Source organism: Escherichia sp. E2562, assembly GCF_005781075.1.
Lineage (GTDB): Bacteria > Pseudomonadota > Gammaproteobacteria > Enterobacterales > Enterobacteriaceae > Escherichia.
On sequence record NZ_VATM01000015.1, the window covers coordinates 95,057 to 116,416 of the forward strand.

The following is a 21,360-nucleotide window of genomic DNA, read 5'->3' on the forward strand; positions in this document are numbered from 1 at the left end:
CATCGCCCCCAAAATGGGGGCGATGAAATAATACTTAACGCGCCACGCGAAGGCCGCTTTCGACCCCACGTGAGAACACCACTTGCCAGAGCTGGATATCACGGGCGCGGAAGGCACCAGCGCAAGCATTCAGATAATACGTAAACATCCGTTTAAAGCGTTCACTGTAGTTATCGGCAATTTCCGGCCAGGCGGCGAGGAATCGTTCATACCAGGCCATCAACGTAGTGTCATAGTCAGCGCCAAAGTTATGCCAGTCTTCCATCACAAAGTGTGGTTCACTGGATTGCGCAATCTGGCGTACAGAAGGCAGGCAACCATTCGGGAAAATATATTTGTTAATCCACGGGTCAACATTCAGATCGGTTTTTTTCGAGCCGATAGTATGTAGCAGGAAAATCCCTTCTGGCTTCAGATTACGATCCACCACCTCAAAATAGGTATCGTAATTTTTCGGTCCGACGTGCTCGAACATACCAACCGAAACAATACGGTCAAACTGGTCGTTCAGGTCACGGTAATCCTGTAGCAAAATGGTGACATCCAGACCTGCGCAGCGTTCCTGGGCCATTTTCTGTTGTTCGGCAGAAATCGTGACACCAACCACACTTACGTCATAATTAGACGCCATGTAATGCGCCAGCCCGCCCCAACCGCAGCCGATATCCAGAACCCGCATGCCCGGTTTTAACTGCAATTTTTCACAAATCATTTTGAGCTTCGCTTGTTGGGCAGATTCCAGATTATAGGCATCTTTCCAGTAAGCGCAGGAATACTGCATGAAGGGATCCAGCATACGGCTGAACAGGTCATTACCAAGGTCGTAATGCTCTTTACCTACTATCCAGGCACGCTTTTTACTTTGCAGATTGAAGAGCCGTGCGCCAGCAATGCGTAGTGTGTCTTTGAAATGATGGGGGAGTTGGTTTTCAAGCCCAGCGCGTAAGACTTTGCTAAAAAACATATCCAGTCGGTCACATTCCCACCAGCCATCCATATAACTTTCGCCTAACCCCAACGATCCTTCCTGTAGAACGCGTTTAAAAAAATCGGGGTTTTTAACTCGAATATCTGCCGGGGCAGAGCCATTAATGGCGATGCCTGCACGGCTAAGTAATTCGTTGGCGATACGGTACCAGTTGTCATCCGGTACGCTGACTTCTTCTATACACGATGAACTCATAGTTTCTCCATCACTGGTCGGTGATCAGAACCTTAAAACAGCGTAGACGCTTTTTGGGCTTTGTGAGAAATCTCGCAGGAAAACCGCGAGTCTATAATCCGACGTAGAACAGAGGAAAGGAGGAACCCTTGCCGAAATGACCATCCATAGTGACCCGGGAACGCTCCTGTCCCCGTAAAAACATAATATTTATCGTAATATTAACAACTGGAACTCAGTATAGGCTGCTAATCTCAATCATACAACAAAATTTTGTTAGCAGCCTAAGTATAACGATATCGCTATAGATCAATGTGATTCACTATGTGCGACTTCCGTCTCGCCATGATTCTGGCAGTGAGATTCAGGTTGATGTTGCATCTTATAGCCGATGGCAACCAGCACCACGGTAGATAACATCACGCTGGTGGTGGTGAACAGTGGCGTGCTTACGCTGATGAGCCAGGAAACCCCCAGGCTTGCGAGGAAGCACAGACCCAATTGCAGGGTATTCTGCAATGCAGCAGCGCGGCCAGTCGCATGCGGGAAGGGGCGTAGCGCCTGGGCGACCACAATCGGGTAGATTGCCCCGTTGGCAATGGCCATTACACAGAATGGGATCAGAATTTCGGCCAGCGACACATGGCTAATGAAGCCCGCAGCCCAGGTTGCTACCACGCTGACGGCAAACAGCGCCAGCAGCCACGGTAACAACTGCTTACCCTGCCATTTCTGCAATGCGGCGCGACAGCCGTAACCACCAATAAGAAACGCGATGGTTTGCGGAACATAACTTAATCCGATTACTGCCGGACTGTAGCCCATTTCGCTGAGGATAAACGGTGAACCGGTTAGCCAGGCAAAGAAACTGGCTGAACAGGCCGCATAAATCAGCACATTCCCGCGATAGGTTTTTGAACGCAGCAGATCGGTAAAGGTCAGTCCATCCTGACTATCATTGCGTGCTTTCGTGGTGGGTTTAAGCCAGAAAATGGGCAGAATCAGCACTACGGCAATGGCAAACAGAGTGGCGAAAATCGCCTGCCAGGAAAAATGGACCAGCAGCCAGCTACCTAACAGCGGAGCAAGCGCCGGAGAAAGCCCCACTAAAGGCATAATGGTCGCAAAAATACGGTTAACTTTTTGTGAAGGATAGTAATCCGTCACCAATGCCTGCCAGATAACGGCCGCGGCACAGACACCAACAGCTTGCACAAAACGCAATACCAGCAGCGTGGCAGCGTTTTCCACCCATAACATTCCCAGACTACCCAGCGCAAAAATTGTCAGGCCGATCAATAACACAGGTTTACGACCATAACGATCGGAGAGCGGCCCCCACAGGAGCTGGGCAGCGGCAAAACCGGCAAGGAACAGACTAAGGCTGGCACTGACAGCAGACGCAGGCGTTTGCAGGTCGGCCTGAATGGCGGCGAAAGCGGGCAGATACATATCGGTTGCCAGAAAACCGAGTACGCTCAAACCCGCCAGCCAGACTAAAAATCTTTTCCCAGGTTGCATGTATATTCTCTAAATTCCTCAATTAAACACCGTCGCAAAGTGTAGGGAGTGAAATTCCTGTTGTGAAACGGTAATATTTGATGACTGGTTTCAAAAATTTTGCAGGCAAACTATGTGGTCTGAGTATTCTCTCGAAGTGGTTGATGCAGTGGCGCGAAATGGCAGCTTCAGCGCTGCAGCCCAGGAGTTGCATCGCGTTCCTTCTGCGGTCAGCTATACCGTGCGTCAGCTGGAAGAGTGGCTGGCGGTGCCGCTTTTTGAACGGCGTCATCGTGACGTGGAACTGACCGCTGCCGGGGCGTGGTTTCTCAAAGAAGGGCGCTCTGTTGTCAAAAAAATGCAGATCACTCGCCAACAATGTCAGCAGATAGCGAACGGCTGGCGCGGTCAATTAGCTATCGCGGTAGATAATATTGTCAGGCCAGAACGCACGCGGCAGATGATTGTTGATTTCTATCGCCATTTTGATGACGTCGAACTTCTGGTTTTTCAGGAAGTGTTCAACGGCGTCTGGGATGCGCTTTCCGATGGGCGCGTGGAACTGGCGATTGGCGCGACACGAGCGATTCCGGTTGGGGGCCGTTACGCCTTCCGTGATATGGGGATGTTGAGCTGGAGTTGTGTTGTTGCCCGCCACCATCCGCTTGCGTCGATGAATGGGCCGCTCAGCGATGACACGTTGCGCAACTGGCCGTCGCTGGTGCGCGAAGACACGTCGCGGACGTTACCCAAACGAATTACCTGGCTGCTGGATAACCAAAAAAGGCTTGTCGTACCTGACTGGGAATCATCGGCAACCTGTATCTCGGCCGGTTTATGCATTGGCATGGTGCCGACGCATTTCGCCAAACCGTGGCTTAATGAGGGAAAATGGGTGGCGTTAGAACTGGAAAATCCATTCCCTGATTCGGCATGTTGTCTGACATGGCAGCAGAATGATATGTCGCCAGCGTTAACCTGGTTGCTGGAGTATCTTGGCGATAGTGAGACGCTGAATAAGGAGTGGCTGCGGGAGCCGGAAGAGACTCCCGCAACGGATAATTAACGACGATAGTCGCGGAACGGACCGTCAGCTACGGAGCGGCGTTCAATAAGCCGCGGATGAACTTCGATAGACTGCGGTTCTTCGCGTTTGTTGACGATACGGTCCAACAGCATGTTGAACGCCGTTTCGCCCAGCGAATCTTTTGGCTGATGGATAGTGGTCAGCGCCGGGGTAAAGTAGCGGGCGTTGCGCACATTATCATAACCGATCAGCGAAACATCCTGCGGTACGCGCAGACCCATTTCATCAGCAGCGCAAAGTGCACCCATTGCCATGATATCGCCGCCACAGAAGACCGCAGTAGGGCGGTGTGGCTGCGACAGGATTTGTTGCATGGCGCGATAACCCGATTCAGGTTCAAAGTCACCCTGCACAATCCAGTTTTCCGGCACCTTGATCATCGCTTCTTCCATCGCCTTCATAAACCCTGCCAGACGACCCGCGCCGGTATTACGTTCCAGAGGACCAGGGATAACGCCGATTTCGCGATGACCGCGTTCAATCAGATAGCGTCCGGCCATGTAGCCGCCTTCAAACGCGTTATCGATGACCGCATCGGTAAAGTCGGCTTTTGCTTCGCCCCAGTCCATTACCACCATCGGGATATGGCGATACTCTTCCAGCATCGCCAGCAACGGTTCTGGATACTCAGAACACATGACCAGCAGGCCATCGACGCGTTTTTGCGCCATCATCGACAGATAGGCTCTCTGTTTCTCAAGATTGTTCCACGCGTTTCCGAGGATCAGCGTGTAACCTTTCTGGAAGCAATTTTTTTCAACCGCTTCGATGATCTCCGCGAAATAGGCTGCTTCGCTGCTGGTCGCCAGCAAGCCGATAGACTTGGTATGGTTAACCTTCAGGCTACGCGCTACCGCGCTAGGGGAGTAGTGTAATTCTTTAATCGCTGCCCACACGGCGTTGCGCGTTTCTTCAGCGACGAAACGAGTTTTGTTTATAACGTGTGACACAGTTGTAGTGGAAACGTTTGCTCGCTTCGCTACATCTTTTATTGTTGCCATTCCATTTCACTCCAGACCCTAACTTCAGCTCCTGCAAAATCGCAAGGTAAACGTTTGCCTTTACACACCTTACGCGCAACAAAAGTGTTGCGGTACGCCGGAAAAACGACACAGAGCGTCAGGAAGGGGTCAATGGCCAGTACGCAAATAGTGTAAGCGTGGAATTTTGGCCGATCTTGATGAAAAGGGGAAGTGGTAAAAACACTTATCATTATAAATGGCGGGAGATTTTTTCTTCACAGTGTGTAAAAATGCGTAATATCACTTTTTGTAGGGTAATAAAAAAGGAGAAAACTTGATGAGTACCGATCTTAAATTTTCACTGGTAACAACCATTATTGTCCTCGGTTTGATCGTGGCCGTAGGTTTGACTGCCGCGCTGCACTGATTTCCCTTCGAGGGAGCGCATCCTCCCTCGCTCTCTCTTCCCTTTTGTTAGCAAAATGGCAAAAGTGTTTTCTCTTTTTGTTATTTTCAATTTTTTGTGATTGCTGTCATGCTTTCGCCACTTTGATGAATATCGTGTAATGACGCGAAGAGGTGGAGATTAGGCATGAAAATTAACTATCCGTTGTTGGCGCTGGCCGTTGGCGCGTTTGGTATCGGGACAACGGAGTTCTCGCCAATGGGCCTGTTACCCGTCATTGCGCGCGGTGTGGATGTCTCGATTCCTGCTGCGGGCATGTTAATCAGCGCCTATGCGGTTGGCGTGATGGTTGGCGCGCCGCTGATGACATTACTGCTGTCTCATCGCGCCAGGCGCAGTGCGCTTATTTTCCTGATGGCCATTTTCACTCTTGGCAACGTGCTTTCCGCCATCGCGCCGGATTATATGACGCTGATGCTTTCACGCATTTTGACCAGTCTGAATCACGGGGCATTCTTTGGTTTGGGTTCAGTCGTGGCCGCAAGCGTTGTGCCTAAACACAAACAGGCCAGCGCCGTCGCCACTATGTTTATGGGCTTAACTCTGGCAAATATTGGCGGTGTTCCTGCGGCGACCTGGCTTGGCGAAACTATTGGCTGGCGGATGTCGTTTCTGGCAACGGCGGGGCTGGGCGTGATTTCAATGGTTAGCCTGTTCTTCTCGTTACCGAAAGGCGGCGCAGGTGCGCGACCGGAAGTGAAAAAAGAGCTGGCGGTATTGATGCGTCCGCAGGTGTTATCAGCCTTGCTGACGACGGTACTAGGGGCTGGCGCAATGTTTACCCTCTACACCTATATTTCACCAGTACTGCAAAGTATCACCCACGCAACGCCGGTGTTCGTAACAGCCATGCTGGTGCTGATTGGCGTTGGGTTTTCTATCGGTAACTATTTAGGCGGTAAACTAGCAGATCGTTCGGTCAACGGCACGCTGAAAGGCTTTTTGTTGCTGCTGATGGTGATTATGCTGGCGATCCCGTTCCTGGCGCGTAATGAGTTTGGTGCGGCTATCAGCATGGTGGTGTGGGGCGCAGCAACCTTTGCGGTGGTACCGCCGTTACAGATGCGTGTGATGCGAGTTGCCAGCGAAGCGCCAGGGCTGTCTTCCTCAGTGAATATCGGTGCCTTTAACCTGGGCAATGCTCTGGGTGCCGCGGCAGGTGGCGCAGTGATTTCGGGTGGTCTGGGGTACAGTTTTGTGCCGGTGATGGGGGCAATTGTCGCAGGACTGGCATTGTTGCTGGTGTTTATGTCAGCCAGAAAACAACCTGAAGCAGTTTGCGTTGCCAACAGTTAATAAACGAAACGCAGAAGGGGATACCTTCTGCGTTACAGTTTGCAGGCAAAGTGCGATTTATCTTGCCGGATGCGGTGTTAACGCCTCATCCGGATAGACCCGATAAGCGTAGCGCATCAGGCAATGTTGCATTTGCCATCAGTTATTATGCAGCGAGATTTTTCGCTACGAATTCCCAGTTCACCAGCGCCCAGAAGTGCTCCAGATAGCCAGGACGCGCATTGCGATAGTCGATGTAATAAGCGTGTTCCCAGACATCAACGGTCAGCAGCGGGGTCGCATCGGTGGTCAGCGGAGTACCAGCATTAGAGGTAGAAACGATAGCCAGTTTGCCATCGCTGTTTTTCACCAGCCAGGTCCAGCCAGAACCAAAGTTTTTGATCGCAGCGTCAGTAAACTGTGCTTTGAAATCGGCAAAGCTACCGAAAGATGCGGCGATAGCTTCAGCGACTTTGCCAGTCGGTTCGCCACCGGCGTTCGGTGCCAGGCAGTTCCAGTAGAAAGTGTGGTTCCAGACCTGAGCTGCGTTGTTGAATACGCCACCTTCAGAGCTGCGAATAATCTCTTCCAGTGATTTACCTTCAAACTCGGTGCCTTTAATCAGGTTGTTCAGGTTAGTGACATAAGTCTGATGATGTTTGCCGTAGTGATACTCAATGGTTTCCGCAGAAATGTGCGGAACCAGAGCGTCTTTAGCATATGGTAGTGCAGGTAATTCGAATGACATTGCTACTCTCCTTTATTATTCATTGGTATACGCACAATAGCCTTATTGTGAGTACGGATAGGGTAGCAAATTAAAAGGTGATACAAAAGATGAACTTACCCTGTTGTCGTAACAACAGGGTAAAGTTTTAGCGAAGTGTTTTTGGGGTCATTACCCGACGAGCGCCAACATAGTGACGTTGCCAGTAATCTTCACTTAACGACGTGATTTGAATTTCCTGACCACTGCGCGGTGACTGAATAAATTTACCATTGCCAACGTACACGCCTACGTGATCGGCAGTCCCACGCCCTTGCGTGCGGAAGAAGACCAGGTCGCCGTTTTTCAGTTCACTGCGATCGATAGGTGCCGCATCGCGCAGGTGATACATTTCGTTGGCCGTGCGCGGAATACGGATCTTAACCAGGTCTTTATAAGCGTAATAAACCAGTCCACTGCAATCAAAACCGGTACGCGGTGAACTCCCGCCCCAACGATATGGCTTGCCAATTTGCTGCATCAGTTTATTCATCGCCACTTTAGTGGCTTTCTGAACTTTGGCTTTGTGCGCATCGGCAATAGTGCCAGGGGCGGCATTTTTGACTTTCACGCAATGTGACTTATTGCCCTTACGTTTGGTGCACTTTTCCGTAAAGCTGGCAGACGCCGTTTTAGTGACAACATTTTTGCTGCGAGTTTTAGCGTTTTTAGAAGCGGTAATGGAGGATTTTTTAACGGAAGAAGCGGTTTTGCTTTTGGTCGTACTTTTACTGGCGACTTTTTTGGCGGTTTTCTGACTGGCTTTATTATTGGTCTTTTTGGTGGTTGCCGTGCTTTTCTTTTTATCTGCTTTTTTGGTGATATGAGTGGTAGCAGAACTCTCCCTGGCTTGCTTGGAAGCATAGGCCATAGGCATTAAAGGCAGGGTGGTAAAAAGTAAAGCACAGAGCGTGATCGAAATACGGTTTATCCGCGCCACTGAGCGTCCCTCTGTTAAGGCAGGTCTATCATGCCTGCGTCTGATTTACAAAACTTGATGATTCTAATGCATAGAAGAAGGGAAAGTTAATAGCTTTTATTGTTAAAAAATACGTTTCGTCGGCGAGCGCAAAAAAAAGCAGCAGTGAAAGCTAAAAATGGTCACAAATACGCCAGCTTGCAGCGTGGCAGAGTAGAAACAAATATTTGAAATGCAACAAATAGAGCAAAGGGATAAAATAGCAAAAGCATGATGAAAATGTTATTTTCCGATGCCGCACTGACCCGCTACAATGTCAGATTACTGCCGTAAAGAAGTTTGAGGAAGCAAGACAATGAGCACCACTATCGAAAAAATCCAACGCCAGATTGCTGAAAACCCGATCCTGCTATACATGAAAGGTTCACCGAAACTGCCGAGCTGCGGTTTCTCTGCCCAGGCAGTCCAGGCGCTTGCCGCTTGTGGCGAACGTTTTGCCTACGTTGATATCCTGCAGAACCCGGACATTCGTGCGGAACTGCCGAAATATGCGAACTGGCCGACTTTCCCGCAACTGTGGGTTGACGGCGAGCTGGTAGGCGGTTGTGATATCGTGATTGAAATGTATCAGCGTGGCGAACTGCAGCAGCTGATCAAAGAAACTGCTGCTAAATACAAGTCTGAAGAGCCGGATGCTGAATAATCCGTTTCGCAATACTGACGGATGCTAACAGGCATCCGTCAGTGCTTTTTATCCCCAATCCAGCCCTTGTGGCGAACTTGAAAATCCCGCCTCACGCAGCAGCGTAAACATCGGCGTTTGCCGGACCGGTTGGTCATTCACTTCTGTCAACGTAAACCGTAGCCGTGGTTCTCGCCGCAACGCGGTGGTTAGTGCCAGGAAAACCTCCGGTGGTAATAATTCATCTTTTTCCTGCCAGACCAGCATTTTTTTGCCACCTTGCACCAGATAAATCAATAATTTGCCGCCAGAAATGACCACCAGCGCGCCTGCCCGACGAGTCGGAACCAGCGTCGCCGGATGTGCAGGCCAGGATAGTAGATTCCCCCACAAATTGGCCGGATCGTTGGCACTAAGGGCCACGGGCATATATTGTCGCGTCTGCGTGGCATGGGGCGCCAGGTCGCGCAGACGGTCAATGGTCTGGCGATCAGCAAATTGTGCACCACCCAAACCTTCAACAAATCGACCCCGCATAATTCGCCCGGAATCTTCCATACTGCGGCAAAGCGTTTGCATCGACGGAAATCCGCCAGGAATATGTTCAGCAATCACCGCCTGACGGCTGATGATTCCGTAGCGGTCGAGCATATTTTCCGCCAGCGCCAGCATCCTTTCGGTATCGTTTAGTGGCTCCACCTGCAATAACGACCAGCGTCCAGCCAGCTTTGGTGTGTTGTAAGATACCGACGGCATAGCTGACGGTGCATAAACCGGACGTCCACGACGAGCCCGGCTACTGCGGCGAGTGGTCGGACTGCTTCGGGTGAGGGCGCGCAACGGTGCCCAAATATCACAGGTGATGACGCCTTGCCAGGCCAGTTCCCAAAGCGCCTCTTGCAGGGCTGAAGGCTCTACGGGCTCGCCGATTATCTCGCCTGTTCGTTGGCTGATTTGTTGCGCAAACCAGGCGCCCCCGTCAGTCAGAACCGCGATAATTGCCAGCTGAAGCGCTGAACGTTTCGCCTGATCCTGTTCTGCGGGAATGAACGATTCGGCGGCAAATTCCCGTAAATGCAGTGCCACCAGACCGTCATCCTCACCGAGCTTTTTTTGCCCCGACCAGATAACCGTACCGGTTGCCAGCAGTTCATCGAGCATTTCTGGCGAGTAATCGCGTACGCGGGCGGGCAGGATCTGGCTTTCCCACAGTGAGGCGGGTAAACCGACACCAGCAAGCTGTTCGATAACTCGCATGACGCCATCCACGCCTTCATAAACGCCTGGCGATGTTGAGGCAAAGAGCGCCGGGCTACCATCGGTGGCGGGGAGCACGCCCTGATGTTCCAGCAGCAATCGTGCATAGGCAATGGCGGGTACCGGACGCGTAGCTTCTCTGGCAGCCTGCAGGGAACGTAAACGCAAACGACGAAAAACTTCATCGCTCACCCAGATGTCTTGTTGCAAATTCATCACCAGCCCCTGTTCGCGCAATTGATGAAGTTGCTCTTCGACAATGGCAATACCGAGGCTAAACTCATGAGCCAGTTGTTCAGCCGTGACCAGAGCATGAGCCCGGAGATAGCGCAGAAAGAGATCGCGAAGCGGGTAATTGACACGGTGCAAGTAAATATCAGGCAGCGAGTCCGGCAGTTGCACTCCGAGAGCATCGCGTAATTTAGCAGCGTCGTCCATACAGGCCAGACGCTCCTGAGCTGCCATGATCACCGGAAAGATTCTTTTTTCCGCCAGAAGATTTTCTACATATGTCTCAATCTCTTCACGGCGGCCTGTATGCCGTTGCGCCAGATCCTCAACGGTCATTGGCCCCAGTTCGCGCAACAGGTCGAAAAGACCTTCTTCACCTTTCGCTTTTCTGCCAGGGGCCAGTCGCTGTAACTCTTCTTCCACCTGACGAATGACCTGCGGGTCGAGTAACTCACCAGGATCAACCTGACCGAGTAGATTGCGCAACAATTCGCTGTCCAGAGACAGCACTGAAGCTCGCCGTTCTGCCAGCGGGGCGTCGCTCTGATACATAAATTCCGCCACATAACCGAACAATAAACTGGCGGCGAAAGGCGAGGGCGTAGCGGTCGTTACATCGGATATTTGAATTTCGCCACCGTTCAGGCGACGCATCAAACGTTCCAGCGCGGGAAGGTCATACACATCCTGCAGGCATTCACGCAGAGTTTCGAGAATGACAGGAAAATCCGGATATCCCTGGGCGATTTCCAGTAACTGGCTGGCACGCAGCCGTTGTTGCCAGAGCGGGGTGCGATGGCCCAGTGTTCGGCCAGGCATTAATAATGCCCGCGCGGCGCATTCGCGAAAACGGGCGGCGAAAAGTGCTGAGTTGCCCACCGCCTCGCGGACAATTTGCAGCAACTTTTCCGGTTCAAACAAAAATATCGCGGCGTCAGGCAATTTGCCGTCGGTATCTGGAATGCGGGCGACAATACCGTCATCGCTGGCGACTACCGAGGCATCAGCGCCCCATAGCGCATGCAGTCGTCCGGCAATCGCCAGCGCCCACGGTTCATGCACTCGTCTTCCATAGGGAGAGTGTAAAATAATGCGCCAGTCGCCAATTTCATCACGGCAGCGTTCGAGAACCAGGTGGCGGCTTCCAGGGACAACGCCCGTAGCGTTACGCTGTTCGTCAATCAGCCCCTGAATATTGGCGAGAGTATTTTCTTCTGCCAGCCACGGCGGGATATTTCCGGAAAAGAACGCGCCATCTGCCAGCAAATGGAGAAAATCGCCGATCATTTCCCCCAATTCAGCGGGGCGTCCATTACCTTCGCCACGCCAGAAGGGAAGTCGGGCAGAGCGACCTGGTGCAGGTGTCACAATGACCTGATCGCGGGTGATTTGTTGGATCCGCCATGAGGTAGCGCCGAGAGTGATGATGTCATTCACTCGCGATTCATACACCATCTCTTCATCCAGTTCGCCCACCCGCCGCGAGCCTGTCTGTTCTTCACCTTCGGGTAATAACACACTGTACATGCCACGATCCGGAATGGTGCCACCGCTGGTAACAGCCAACAGCTGAGCGCCAGGTCGGGCGGTCAATATCCCCGTCTCCCTGTTCCAGACCAGTTTTGGTCGAAAAGCAGAAAAATCGCCTGAGGGATAGCGCCCGGAAAGCATATCCAGCGTGGCGTCAAAAACGCGTCTTGGCAGATCTTTCCACGGTGCGGCACGGCGTACGCGGGAGTACCATTCGTCTACCTGTAATGCATCCATCGCCGCGGCGGCAACGGTTTGCTGCGCAAGGACGTCGAGTGGATTATGTGGTGGCGTCAGGTTTTCCAGCCTGCCTGCAAACATACACTCGACAATGACGGCGGAATCGACTAAATCACGCCGGGTACGGGGGAAAAACAGCCCTTTAGATACACCGCCAACCTGATGTCCGGCGCGACCAATGCGCTGTAGTCCGCTGGCGACAGAAAGCGGCGTCGCCACCTGAATCACCAGATCCACCGCGCCCATGTCAATCCCCAGTTCGAGACTGGAAGTCGCGACCACACAGCGCAATTCGCCTGATTTCAGTGCTTGTTCGGTTATCGCCCGTTGTTCTTTAGAGACGGAACCGTGGTGCGAGCGGGCAATGAAAACGTCGCTACTTTGTACGCGGTTAGAGGTTGCGCCGGAGGTAGACTCGAAATGAGCGGCGTCTATGGCGATGGCCGGGGAGCGCTGTAATCGTGCGGCGTAAAGCTCATTCAGCCGTGCCGTCAGTTTTTCCGCCAGGCCGCGAGAATTGGTGAAGACGATGGTTGAGCGATGGCGCAACACTTCATCAAGAATGCCGCTTTCAATATACGGCCAGATTGAGCCTTCTCTGCCCGCATGGCTGTCTTCCCCGGTGCTGCTGGCGACCGACGAGATATCATCCATATTGGCGACCGGTACGACAATCCGTATCTGCGGATGGCGCATTGCGGGCGGGTTGACTACAGTAACCGGACGATCGCCACCAAGAAATGCGGCCACATCGCTGGCTGAGCGTACAGTCGCGGAAAGTCCAATTCTCTGTGCTGAGGTGTGTAGCAGCGCATCGAGCCGTTCCAGGCTTAACGCCAGATGCGCACCGCGTTTGCTGCCCGCTACCGCGTGGACTTCATCAATAATTACCGTCTCGACGCCGCGTAGCGTTTCGCGCGCGCGGGAGGTCAGCATCAGATAGAGTGATTCGGGCGTGGTTATCAGAATATCCGGCGGATTGCGGGTCAGTTTGCTGCGTTCCTGCGCGGGCGTATCGCCAGTACGGATGCCCACGCGAAGATTGACTTCCGTTTCGCCGCGCCGCCGCCGTTCCTCTGCAATGCCTTGTAACGGGATCTGCAAATTGTGCTGAACGTCGGTGCCTAAGGCTTTAATTGGTGAAATGTAGAGGATGCGTGAGGTTTTGCGTTTATGCGCCTCGCTGGCATGCTCGCCACCTTCGCGGATGAGCTGATCCAGTGCGTAGAGAAATGCTGCCAGCGTTTTCCCTGAGCCAGTCGGTGCAATCACCAGCGCATGTTCGCCTCGTGCCGCCACATGCCAGGTTTGCGACTGGACAGCGGTCGGCTGTTTAAAGGCGCGAAGAAACCAGTCGCGGGTCGCCGGTGAAAACACGTCCGGCAGGGGCGATGAAGAGTTTGGGTTATCTGCCATTAACGCTATTCCCCGTGAATATCATGCATGATGCGTGGAATAGCCTCACTATAGATGCCTGAATCATTGCATGTCATCAGGCATCGACTCGATTACACCTCTTCGGCGGCAGGCAGCGGCCAGCCTCCCAGACGTTTCCAGCGATTGACGATTTCACAAAACAGCACAGCAGTGCGTTCGGTGTCGTACAGCGCGGAGTGCGCCTGGGTGCTGTCGAAGTCCATACCCGCGGTCTGGCAGGCTTTTGATAATACGGTTTGTCCGAGTGCCAGCCCGGCCAGTGCCGCGGTGTCAAAAGTGGCGAAAGGGTGGAATGGGTTACGTTTCAGTGAGGCGCGTTCTGCGGCGGCCATCATAAAGCTGTGATCAAAATTGGCGTTGTGCGCCACCATAATGGCCCGGTTACAGCCGCTCGCTTTAATGCCTTTACGTACAACTTTAAAAATTTCGTGCAGCGCCTCGTATTCGCTGACCGCGCCGCGATCGGGATCGTTCGGGTCAATGCCGTTGAAGGCGAGGGCCTCTGGCTGCAAATTTGCGCCGACAAATGGTTCGACGTGGAAATGTAATGTGGTGTCCGGCATCAGCCAGCCTTGTTCATCCATTTTCAGTGTGATGGCGGCAATCTCAAGCAGCGCATCGGTTTTGGCGTTAAATCCGGCTGTTTCAACATCGATCACAACAGGATAAAAACCACGAAAACGGTCGCACAGACCGGTAAGTTGAGCGTTATCGGACATCTGATTCTCTTAATACGGATAAATTGCAGCGCGCATTATGACAAATATTACTTGTCGATGCAGTAAAGATGCGGGCGCGATGAGTTCGCGCCCGGCAGGAGATTAGTTGCCCAGACCGCGACCGGCGTCTTTCTCTTCGATTAATTCAATTTTGTAACCGTCCGGATCTTCCACAAACGCGATAACCGTAGTACCGCCTTTTACCGGACCCGCTTCACGGGTCACGTTACCCCCGTTTTGACGGATTTTTTCGCACGCTTCAGCGGCGTTATCAACGCTAAGCGCGATATGACCATAAGCAGTGCCGAGTTCGTATTTATCCACGCCCCAGTTGTAGGTCAGTTCAATTACCGCTTCTTCGGTTTCCGGGCCGTAGCCAACAAACGCCAGTGAGTATTTGTATTCCGGGTTTTCGCTGGTGCGCAGCAGTTTCATGCCCAGCACTTTGGTATAAAAATCGATGGAGCGTTGCAGATCGCCAACGCGCAGCATGGTATGAAGAAGACGCATCTTTATATCCTCAAAATGGCTAACAGATTCAAAATGTTGTTTTAGTATAGCGGCGGCTTTACGCCGCTCGCAATGTTGGATTATAGCGTAGGGTAATCGGTATAGCCTTCCGCGCCGCCACCGTAGAAACTTTCAGGACGTGGTGGATTAAGTTCGGCTTTACGTTGCAAGCGAGTGACCAGGTCTGGATTCGCAATCCAGTTACGACCAAATGCCACAGCGTCAATTAACCCTTTTTCGATGAGCATCTCTGCTTTTTCTGCTGAATAAGCCCCGGCACCGACAATCGGACCGTGGAAACGGGAACGCACTTTTTCGCGGAAGGCATCGGTATACGGTTCACCGCCAGCCCAGTCCGGTTCGGACAAATGCAGATAAGCAATACCACGTTTACCCAGTTGTTCAATCAGATACAGCGCATCGGCTTCTTCATCTGGACCATTGTCGAGATTGGCAAAAGTACCGATCGGTGAGAGACGGATACCAATGCGATCGGCTCCCCATTCTTTGATCCCGGCATCGACCACTTCCAGCACCAATCGCGCGCGATTTTCCACGCTGCCGCCATACTGATCGGTACGATGGTTAGAGGAGGGGGAGAGGAACTGATGTAGCAGATAACCATGTGCGCCATGCAGTTCGACCAGATCAAAACCTGCTTCGCGGTCATTGGCGATGGCCTGACGAAAATCGTTAACGATGCCAGGGATTTCTTCCAGTGTCAGCGCACGAGGCATGGAGGTTTCGACACGAATCGCTCGACCATTTTCATCACGCAGTGATGTCCGGGTCCCTGCACTAATGGCTGATGGAGCTACCGGAGCCTGACCACCAGGCTGCAAACTGCTGTGTGATACACGCCCGGTATGCCAGAATTGCACGGCCATATGACCGCCTTGTGCATGAACACCCGAGGTGATTTTTTGCCATGCGGCAATTTGTTCGGCACTGTAGAGCCCCGGCGCACCCGCATAGCCTTTTGCCTGGGCGGAAATTTGCGTTGCTTCACTGATGATCAAACCCGCACTGGCGCGCTGGCGATAGTATTCCGCCATCAACGGAGTAGGGATGTCACCCGGTTCTATATTGCGCAAACGCGTCAGTGGGGCCATAAAGATACGGTTTGCTACCGTGATTGCGCCCACTTTAAGCGGGGTATACAGCTTGTCATACGACATGGTGACTCCTGAGTAGACCGGTCGTCTAGCATTTGAGTAAAAAATAACGCCCTATTGTCCGGGCGTTGTGATCATAATTTTTGCGTGAGCCATCGCGCTTTCCAGCGGTGATGAACTTCGGGAAATCTTGGCCTGGAGCCTTGCACCCAACCAAAGAGAATGCAAAACTTCCGCCAGTGTTTGTGCGTCACCTTCAAACGACATACAGCCCTGACGGCGACCGCTCTCCAGTGTGTCCGCCAGCAGTGTGACAACCTGGCGTGTGCCTTTGTCCATTGCGATACGCATATCTTCCGATAAATCACACACTTCAGCCGATAACTTTACAGTCAAACAATCACTGATTTTACCCTGCAAAGAAAACTGGTTAATAGTTTGCTGGTAATAAGCCAGTAAATGGTCGCGGCAACTGCCCTCAGCAGCACTAAAATGTTGTTCCAGACGCTGAAGATGATTCGCAAAATAGCGTTCAAGCATCGCAACGCCAAAGGCTTCTTTGGACCGAAAATAGTGGTAGAAGGAACCTTTCGGAACTTCCGCCGTTTTTAACAGTTCGCTAAGTCCCATCCCAACAAAACCGCGCTGTAAGCAGAGTGCCTCACCGGTTGCCAGAATATGTTCGCGGGTATTGTGTTCAGTATGTTTGCTCATGGCGAGTTAATCTAATAGACCAGTCGGTCTAATGCAATCGCTTTTTATCTGAGATCCGTTTCGGGACAAAGGTTGCGATGTGAATCATTAACGTCTTCAATGAACAGAAGTGAAATGACAGGAGACTAGCGTGGCGGAGCAATTAGAGTTCTTTCCCGTCCAGAGCCCGTGCCGGGGAATTTGCCAGTCTGACGAACGCGGATTTTGTCGCGGCTGTTTTCGAAGCCGGGATGAACGTTTTAACTGGAATAATATGAGCGATGGCGAAAAACAAGAGGTGCTGCGCCTTTGTCGGCAGCGGCTGATGCGCAAATTACGCGCGAATAAACCAACGTCATCAGATGAACCGGAGCAACCATCACTCTTTTGAGCATAATCTTGCGTATACTCCTCTCATATCTGATAAGAGGAAGCGATTATGGTTCAGCGTATTACTATTGCGCCGCAAGGCCCGGAGTTTTCCCGTTTTGTGATGGGCTACTGGCGACTAATGGACTGGAATATGTCTGCCCGTCAGTTGGTTAGCTTTATTGAGGAGCATCTGGATCTCGGCATTACCACCGTGGACCATGCTGATATATATGGCGGCTATCAGTGCGAAGCGGCGTTTGGCGAGGCGCTGAAGCTGGCGCCGCATCTGCGTGAACGGATGGAAATCGTCAGTAAATGTGGCATCGCGACGACTGCTCGTGAAGAAAATGTCATTGGTCATTACATCACTGACCGCGACCATATTATTAAAAGCGCCGAACAGTCGCTGATTAATCTCGCGACCGATCATCTGGATTTGCTGTTAATCCACCGTCCCGACCCGTTGATGGATGCCGATGAAGTGGCGGATGCGTTTAAACATCTGCATCAGAGCGGCAAAGTGCGCCATTTTGGCGTATCCAACTTCACGCCTGCGCAATTTGCCCTGTTGCAATCACGCCTGCCGTTTACTCTTGCGACCAATCAGGTGGAAATATCCCCGGTGCATCAGCCGTTGCTGCTGGATGGTACGCTCGATCAGCTACAACAACTGCGTATTCGTCCAATGGCGTGGTCGTGCCTTGGTGGTGGGCGTCTGTTCAATGATGATTATTTCCAGCCGCTGCGGGATGAACTTGCTGTGATAGCCCAGGAATTAAACGCCGCCACGATTGAGCAGGTTGTTTATGCCTGGATATTACGTCTGCCGTCGCAACCGTTGCCGATCATTGGCTCTGGTAAAATTGAGCGCGTACGGGCTGCTGTAGAGGCAGAAGCCCTGAAAATGACGCGTCAGCAGTGGTTCCGTATCCGTAAAGCTGCATTAGGTTACGACGTACCGTAAGCACTTTTAGGATTAGCCGCCGTTCAAATATGTGTCACTGGTTTACACTTAACGGGTATGCACAATGAACGGAGGTCCTATGAAGCGTTTTAGTCTGGCTATCCTGGCGCTGGTTGTTGCGACCGGCGCACAAGCCGCCAGTGAAAAAGTCGAGATGAACCTCGTTACGTCGCAAGGGGTTGGGCAGTCAATAGGTAGCGTAACTATTACTGAAACCGATAAAGGTCTGGAGTTTTCACCCGATCTGAAAGCATTACCCCCCGGTGAACATGGCTTTCATATTCATGCCAACGGAAGCTGTCAACCAGCAACGAAAGATGGCAAAGCGGCTGCGGCAGAATCTGCAGGCGGGCATCTTGATCCACAAAAAACCAACAAGCATGAAGGGCCGGAAGGTGCGGGACATTTAGGCGATCTGCCTGCGCTGGTGGTCAATAATGACGGCAAGGCGACCGATGCCGTTATTGCGCCTCGTCTGAAATCACTCGATGAAATCAAAGACAAGGCGCTGATGATCCACGTTGGCGGCGATAATATGTCCGATCAACCTAAACCGCTGGGCGGTGGCGGTGAACGCTATGCCTGTGGTGTTATTAAGTAGTTAAGAGGCCAGCGTACCTTGCGGCGGTGCTTGCTCAAGTTGCGAAAGCGAGCAGTATAGTCGCCAGACAATCGCTGCCAGCTCACGGGCGGCAGGCTGATGATGCCGGGCAAGGCTGTCACAAATCCGCTGTAATTCTTCAAGCGTGGCTGCCAGCGATTTTTGCTGAACGCCACGCTCACTCATCACTCCCCGCAACAGCGAAATACAGTTATCCCGCACTTGTGATAACGGATCAGAACGTGACTCCCACTCGCGTAATTGCCAGACAACATGCGAACAGTTCAGTAGCACCACCCCCCAACGTAATAACCAGCGGCGCGCCAGCGCATCCTGGCTGTTGCTCAACTGACTGACGTGATGATATGTGAGAGATTCAAATTCGTTCTCGCTATGTATCGGGCGACGGCTGAGTTGATCGACAAAATCCCGGCGCAGGGCGCGAATATGGCGACGGCTTTTGCGGGCATCCGACCCAGGTCGCAGAATGGCAAACGCTAACCACGCCAACGCCACGCCAACGATTTTCGCCAGATTATCATTGAGAAAATCGGCAAAATCATACACCGGCGGGTTGGTAACGGCGATAAACGAGCCCATAAAAACAATCAGTTGCCCCCATAATGCGGCATGTTTTGGTATTTGTATCTTGAGTAGCTGCATCGTTGCCAGCAGGGGGAAAAGAAACAGCAAAAATTGCCACAGCTCGCTAATTTGAACCATCAGGCCAAATTTAACCACAAAGCTAAAGAACGACAGCAATACCAGTGTGCGCATCAGCAGCGTCAATGACTTAAACGGCGCTGCAACGGCGGAATAAAGGACGCAGCTAATCGCAGCCAGGGTTAAGGCATTGGCTCCGGCATCCCATTGCGAGGCAATACTCCACGCACCAATCAACATCAACGTACAAAATGTCCGCAGCCCGCTCCACATGGCTTCTGCATTATCGGTATGACGTGCCAGCCCGGACGCGCGAGGGAGTCTGGTTTGATCATCTACGCCGCTTTGCAGACGATGTAATTCCTGACTACTTTGCAGATAAAGGCGGCAAAAATAACGTAGTCGCTGCCAGAAGGCGACGTGCCGGTAGTCAGCTGAGTTCGTCGGGCGTAACGGGGCAATAATGCGTGCGACGGTGTAAAAATCCGTTTGCCCGCTGGCGAGGGCCGTTAGCAACTGTTCAAGAATTTCCCGTATAGCACCAGGGGGTGATGGCCAGTTGAGCAACATACGCCGCAAGCTCGAAATGACGCTGGTCATGCGTAACTGCTGGTGGAGTAACGCATTGAGGCGCGCGTTTTGCTGGCGGAAGCGATAGTGGCTCCAGAAAGCCTGGATACGCAGCAAATTCATGGTCAGTATCTGCCCAATCACCCCTTCATGTGCGGTACGAATGGCATCGGTTGTTTCAGGCTGCCAGAGTAAACTGGCATGTTCCAGTAAACGGGCGTGCATGTTTTTCAATGCGGTTAAAAGGGCAGTGGCATCGGAAGTGCTCGGCAGAATCATCATCATCATCCCACCGCAGAGAATACCGACGATCACTTCGCAAACGCGCGCCTGGGCGATGTCCCACAACTGGCTTGCTTCAGTGATATTGACCATCGGGAAGGCGATAATCGCAGCTGTGTAACCCGCCAGTTGAAACGCATAGGCCACGTTATTCGTGAAATGCGCGCAGGCCCAGGTACAAAAACCAAGCCATGCCGACATGCTCAACAGGAAGAACCACGGTTCGTTAAGAGTATGCCCGGCAAGGATTAGCGCCGCGATAGCCCCCAGCAAACTGCCAGCGATGCGCCCCAGGCTTTTGCTGATGACACCGCCAACTGTCGGAAAGCTCACTACCGCGGCTGACGTCATCGCCCAATAGGGCTCGTCCAGATTTAAATAATAAGCAACAGTCAGAGCCAGACACATGGCAAGGGTATTGCGCAACGCATAGCGCCATTGTGCCAGCGTGGCCTTAAACCAGGGCAGATTGCGCAGAGACCATGACCAGGCGTTCATTACTGACCTACTGCGATACTACAGGTTGTGCCGGATACCAGCGTGACATCGCTGGGAACATTATCAAGGGCAAAGCGAACCGGGACGCGCTGGGCGAGGCGAACCCAGGGAACGTTAGGTTTAACGTCTGGAATCAGGCTGGAATCGTTTTCCACACTCTGATCATAAATTGCCCGACCGATACTGGAGACGTGACCCTGTAACGTTTTGTTGTCGCTATAGAGCGTAATGTGTGCTGGCGCACCGTCGCGGATATGCCGCAATTTGGTTTCTTCAAAATAACCAATGACGTAAAACGAGTGACTGTCCACGAGGGCAAACAGCGGTTTTCCTGTGTCAGCGTAGTCGCCGATGCGGGTAGTGAGGTTGGTGACCCATCCGCTGACCGGGGCGCGAATTTCCGTTTGTGCCAATTGCCATTGTGCTTGTTTCAGCGTTGCTTGTGCGGCATCTACACTGGCCTGCATCGCCTTAACATTGAGGTTTGCCGTATCCAGTTCTTCGGCAGAGATAAAATTTTGCGAGAGATGACGGCGGCGGTTGGCCTCATTATTGGCTCTGGCAAGATCAGATTGCGCTTTCACCAGTTGGGCCTGGGCATTCAGTTCTGCAATCTGGAAGGGTGTTTTATCGATAGTGAACAGAATATCGCCAGCGTTAACCAACTGGTTGTCTTTTATATTCATCGCAACAATACGTCCGGACACTTGTGGGGTGATAGCGACCTGTTCCGCGCGTATTTTGCCATCCCGCGTCCACGGTGACTGCATGTAATAGTTCCAGAGCCACCATCCGGCGAGAACGGCAACTACTGCTACAATTATTGTTGAGAAATACTTAATGGTTTTAATTGACATAG

The 21,360-nt window shown here is 52.2% G+C and carries 19 protein-coding genes; 7 read left to right on the forward strand and 12 right to left on the reverse strand.

Translation table 11 applies throughout. From position 1 onward, the window contains the following. Positions 1 to 34: 34 nt before the first annotated feature. A complete protein-coding gene (gene cfa, locus FEK43_RS18400; protein WP_130208204.1) occupies positions 35 to 1,183 on the reverse strand; it encodes a cyclopropane fatty acyl phospholipid synthase in 1,149 nt (382 codons plus the stop codon). A gap of 288 nt (positions 1,184 to 1,471) precedes the next feature. Then, a complete protein-coding gene (gene punC, locus FEK43_RS18405; protein WP_130208202.1) occupies positions 1,472 to 2,683 on the reverse strand; it encodes a purine nucleoside transporter PunC in 1,212 nt (403 codons plus the stop codon). Between the two features lie 112 nt (positions 2,684 to 2,795). Between punC and punR the strand changes: the two genes are divergently transcribed. Further along, positions 2,796 to 3,728 carry a DNA-binding transcriptional activator PunR gene (punR, locus tag FEK43_RS18410; protein ID WP_130208200.1) on the forward strand — a complete coding sequence of 311 codons (933 nt, stop codon included), beginning with the start codon at positions 2,796 to 2,798 and terminating at the stop codon, positions 3,726 to 3,728. Here punR and purR read toward each other — a convergent pair. Next, positions 3,725 to 4,750, reverse strand: a complete 1,026-nt coding sequence (gene purR, locus FEK43_RS18415) for an HTH-type transcriptional repressor PurR (protein WP_000190978.1) — start codon at positions 4,748 to 4,750, stop codon at positions 3,725 to 3,727. The genes punR and purR overlap by 4 nt on opposite strands. Positions 4,751 to 5,048: 298 nt before the next feature. On the opposite strand from purR, the gene cydH reads away from it, so the two are divergent. Both cydH and FEK43_RS18425 read left to right on the forward strand, forming a co-directional pair. Next, on the forward strand, positions 5,049 to 5,138 hold the full coding sequence (cydH, locus tag FEK43_RS18420; protein WP_000102278.1) for a cytochrome bd-I accessory subunit CydH: 90 nt from the start codon (positions 5,049 to 5,051) through the stop codon (positions 5,136 to 5,138). 165 nt (positions 5,139 to 5,303) lie between these two features. Next, positions 5,304 to 6,473, forward strand: coding sequence for an MFS transporter (locus FEK43_RS18425; RefSeq protein WP_130208198.1), 1,170 nt, complete (start codon positions 5,304 to 5,306; stop codon positions 6,471 to 6,473). Between the two features lie 145 nt (positions 6,474 to 6,618). Here FEK43_RS18425 and sodB read toward each other — a convergent pair whose 3' ends face one another. Continuing rightward, on the reverse strand, positions 6,619 to 7,200 hold the full coding sequence (gene sodB / locus FEK43_RS18430) for a superoxide dismutase [Fe] (RefSeq protein ID WP_130208196.1): 582 nt from the start codon (positions 7,198 to 7,200) through the stop codon (positions 6,619 to 6,621). 127 nt (positions 7,201 to 7,327) lie between these two features. Then, on the reverse strand, positions 7,328 to 8,158 hold the full coding sequence (gene mepH, locus FEK43_RS18435; protein ID WP_130208194.1) for a peptidoglycan DD-endopeptidase MepH: 831 nt from the start codon (positions 8,156 to 8,158) through the stop codon (positions 7,328 to 7,330). Between the two features lie 334 nt (positions 8,159 to 8,492). Between mepH and grxD the strand changes: the two genes are divergently transcribed. After that, positions 8,493 to 8,840: a monothiol glutaredoxin 4 gene (gene grxD, locus FEK43_RS18440; protein ID WP_000108172.1), complete on the forward strand. Its 348-nt coding sequence runs from the start codon at positions 8,493 to 8,495 to the stop codon at positions 8,838 to 8,840. Between the two features lie 48 nt (positions 8,841 to 8,888). Here grxD and FEK43_RS18445 read toward each other — a convergent pair whose 3' ends face one another. The 5 genes from FEK43_RS18445 to FEK43_RS18465 form a co-directional block, all read right to left on the reverse strand. Then, positions 8,889 to 13,493, reverse strand: coding sequence for an ATP-dependent helicase (locus tag FEK43_RS18445; protein WP_135406788.1), 4,605 nt, complete (start codon positions 13,491 to 13,493; stop codon positions 8,889 to 8,891). A gap of 92 nt (positions 13,494 to 13,585) precedes the next feature. Next, on the reverse strand, positions 13,586 to 14,233 hold the full coding sequence (gene rnt, locus FEK43_RS18450; protein ID WP_001282281.1) for a ribonuclease T: 648 nt from the start codon (positions 14,231 to 14,233) through the stop codon (positions 13,586 to 13,588). 102 nt (positions 14,234 to 14,335) lie between these two features. Continuing rightward, positions 14,336 to 14,743 carry a lactoylglutathione lyase gene (gloA, locus tag FEK43_RS18455; protein WP_001237796.1) on the reverse strand — a complete coding sequence of 136 codons (408 nt, stop codon included), beginning with the start codon at positions 14,741 to 14,743 and terminating at the stop codon, positions 14,336 to 14,338. A gap of 80 nt (positions 14,744 to 14,823) precedes the next feature. After that, the gene (locus tag FEK43_RS18460) at positions 14,824 to 15,921 is read right to left on the reverse strand and encodes an alkene reductase (protein WP_135406785.1); all 1,098 of its coding nucleotides are present in this window, start codon (positions 15,919 to 15,921) and stop codon (positions 14,824 to 14,826) included. Positions 15,922 to 15,972: 51 nt separating this feature from the next. Next, positions 15,973 to 16,572: a TetR/AcrR family transcriptional regulator gene (locus tag FEK43_RS18465; protein WP_130208188.1), complete on the reverse strand. Its 600-nt coding sequence runs from the start codon at positions 16,570 to 16,572 to the stop codon at positions 15,973 to 15,975. A gap of 130 nt (positions 16,573 to 16,702) precedes the next feature. Here FEK43_RS18465 and FEK43_RS18470 point away from each other — a divergent pair, with 130 nt between their 5' ends. The 3 genes from FEK43_RS18470 (at position 16,703) to sodC (ending at position 18,488) form a co-directional block, all read left to right on the forward strand. Continuing rightward, positions 16,703 to 16,942 (forward strand): DUF1289 domain-containing protein, encoded by a 240-nt coding sequence (locus tag FEK43_RS18470; protein WP_024258169.1) that lies wholly within the window; start codon positions 16,703 to 16,705, stop codon positions 16,940 to 16,942. Positions 16,943 to 16,990: 48 nt separating this feature from the next. Further along, positions 16,991 to 17,887, forward strand: a complete 897-nt coding sequence (locus FEK43_RS18475) for an aldo/keto reductase family oxidoreductase (RefSeq protein WP_130208186.1) — start codon at positions 16,991 to 16,993, stop codon at positions 17,885 to 17,887. Positions 17,888 to 17,966: 79 nt separating this feature from the next. Beyond that, positions 17,967 to 18,488 carry a superoxide dismutase [Cu-Zn] SodC gene (sodC, locus tag FEK43_RS18480; protein ID WP_130260584.1) on the forward strand — a complete coding sequence of 174 codons (522 nt, stop codon included), beginning with the start codon at positions 17,967 to 17,969 and terminating at the stop codon, positions 18,486 to 18,488. Here the strand turns inward: sodC and FEK43_RS18485 are convergent, their stop codons facing one another. Further along, positions 18,489 to 20,501, reverse strand: coding sequence for an FUSC family protein (locus tag FEK43_RS18485; RefSeq protein WP_130208182.1), 2,013 nt, complete (start codon positions 20,499 to 20,501; stop codon positions 18,489 to 18,491). It lies immediately after the preceding gene. Then, positions 20,501 to 21,358 carry an HlyD family secretion protein gene (locus FEK43_RS18490; protein WP_135406782.1) on the reverse strand — a complete coding sequence of 286 codons (858 nt, stop codon included), beginning with the start codon at positions 21,356 to 21,358 and terminating at the stop codon, positions 20,501 to 20,503. Before FEK43_RS18490 ends, FEK43_RS18485 begins: the two co-directional genes overlap by 1 nt. Between the last annotated feature and the right edge of the window lie 2 nt (positions 21,359 to 21,360).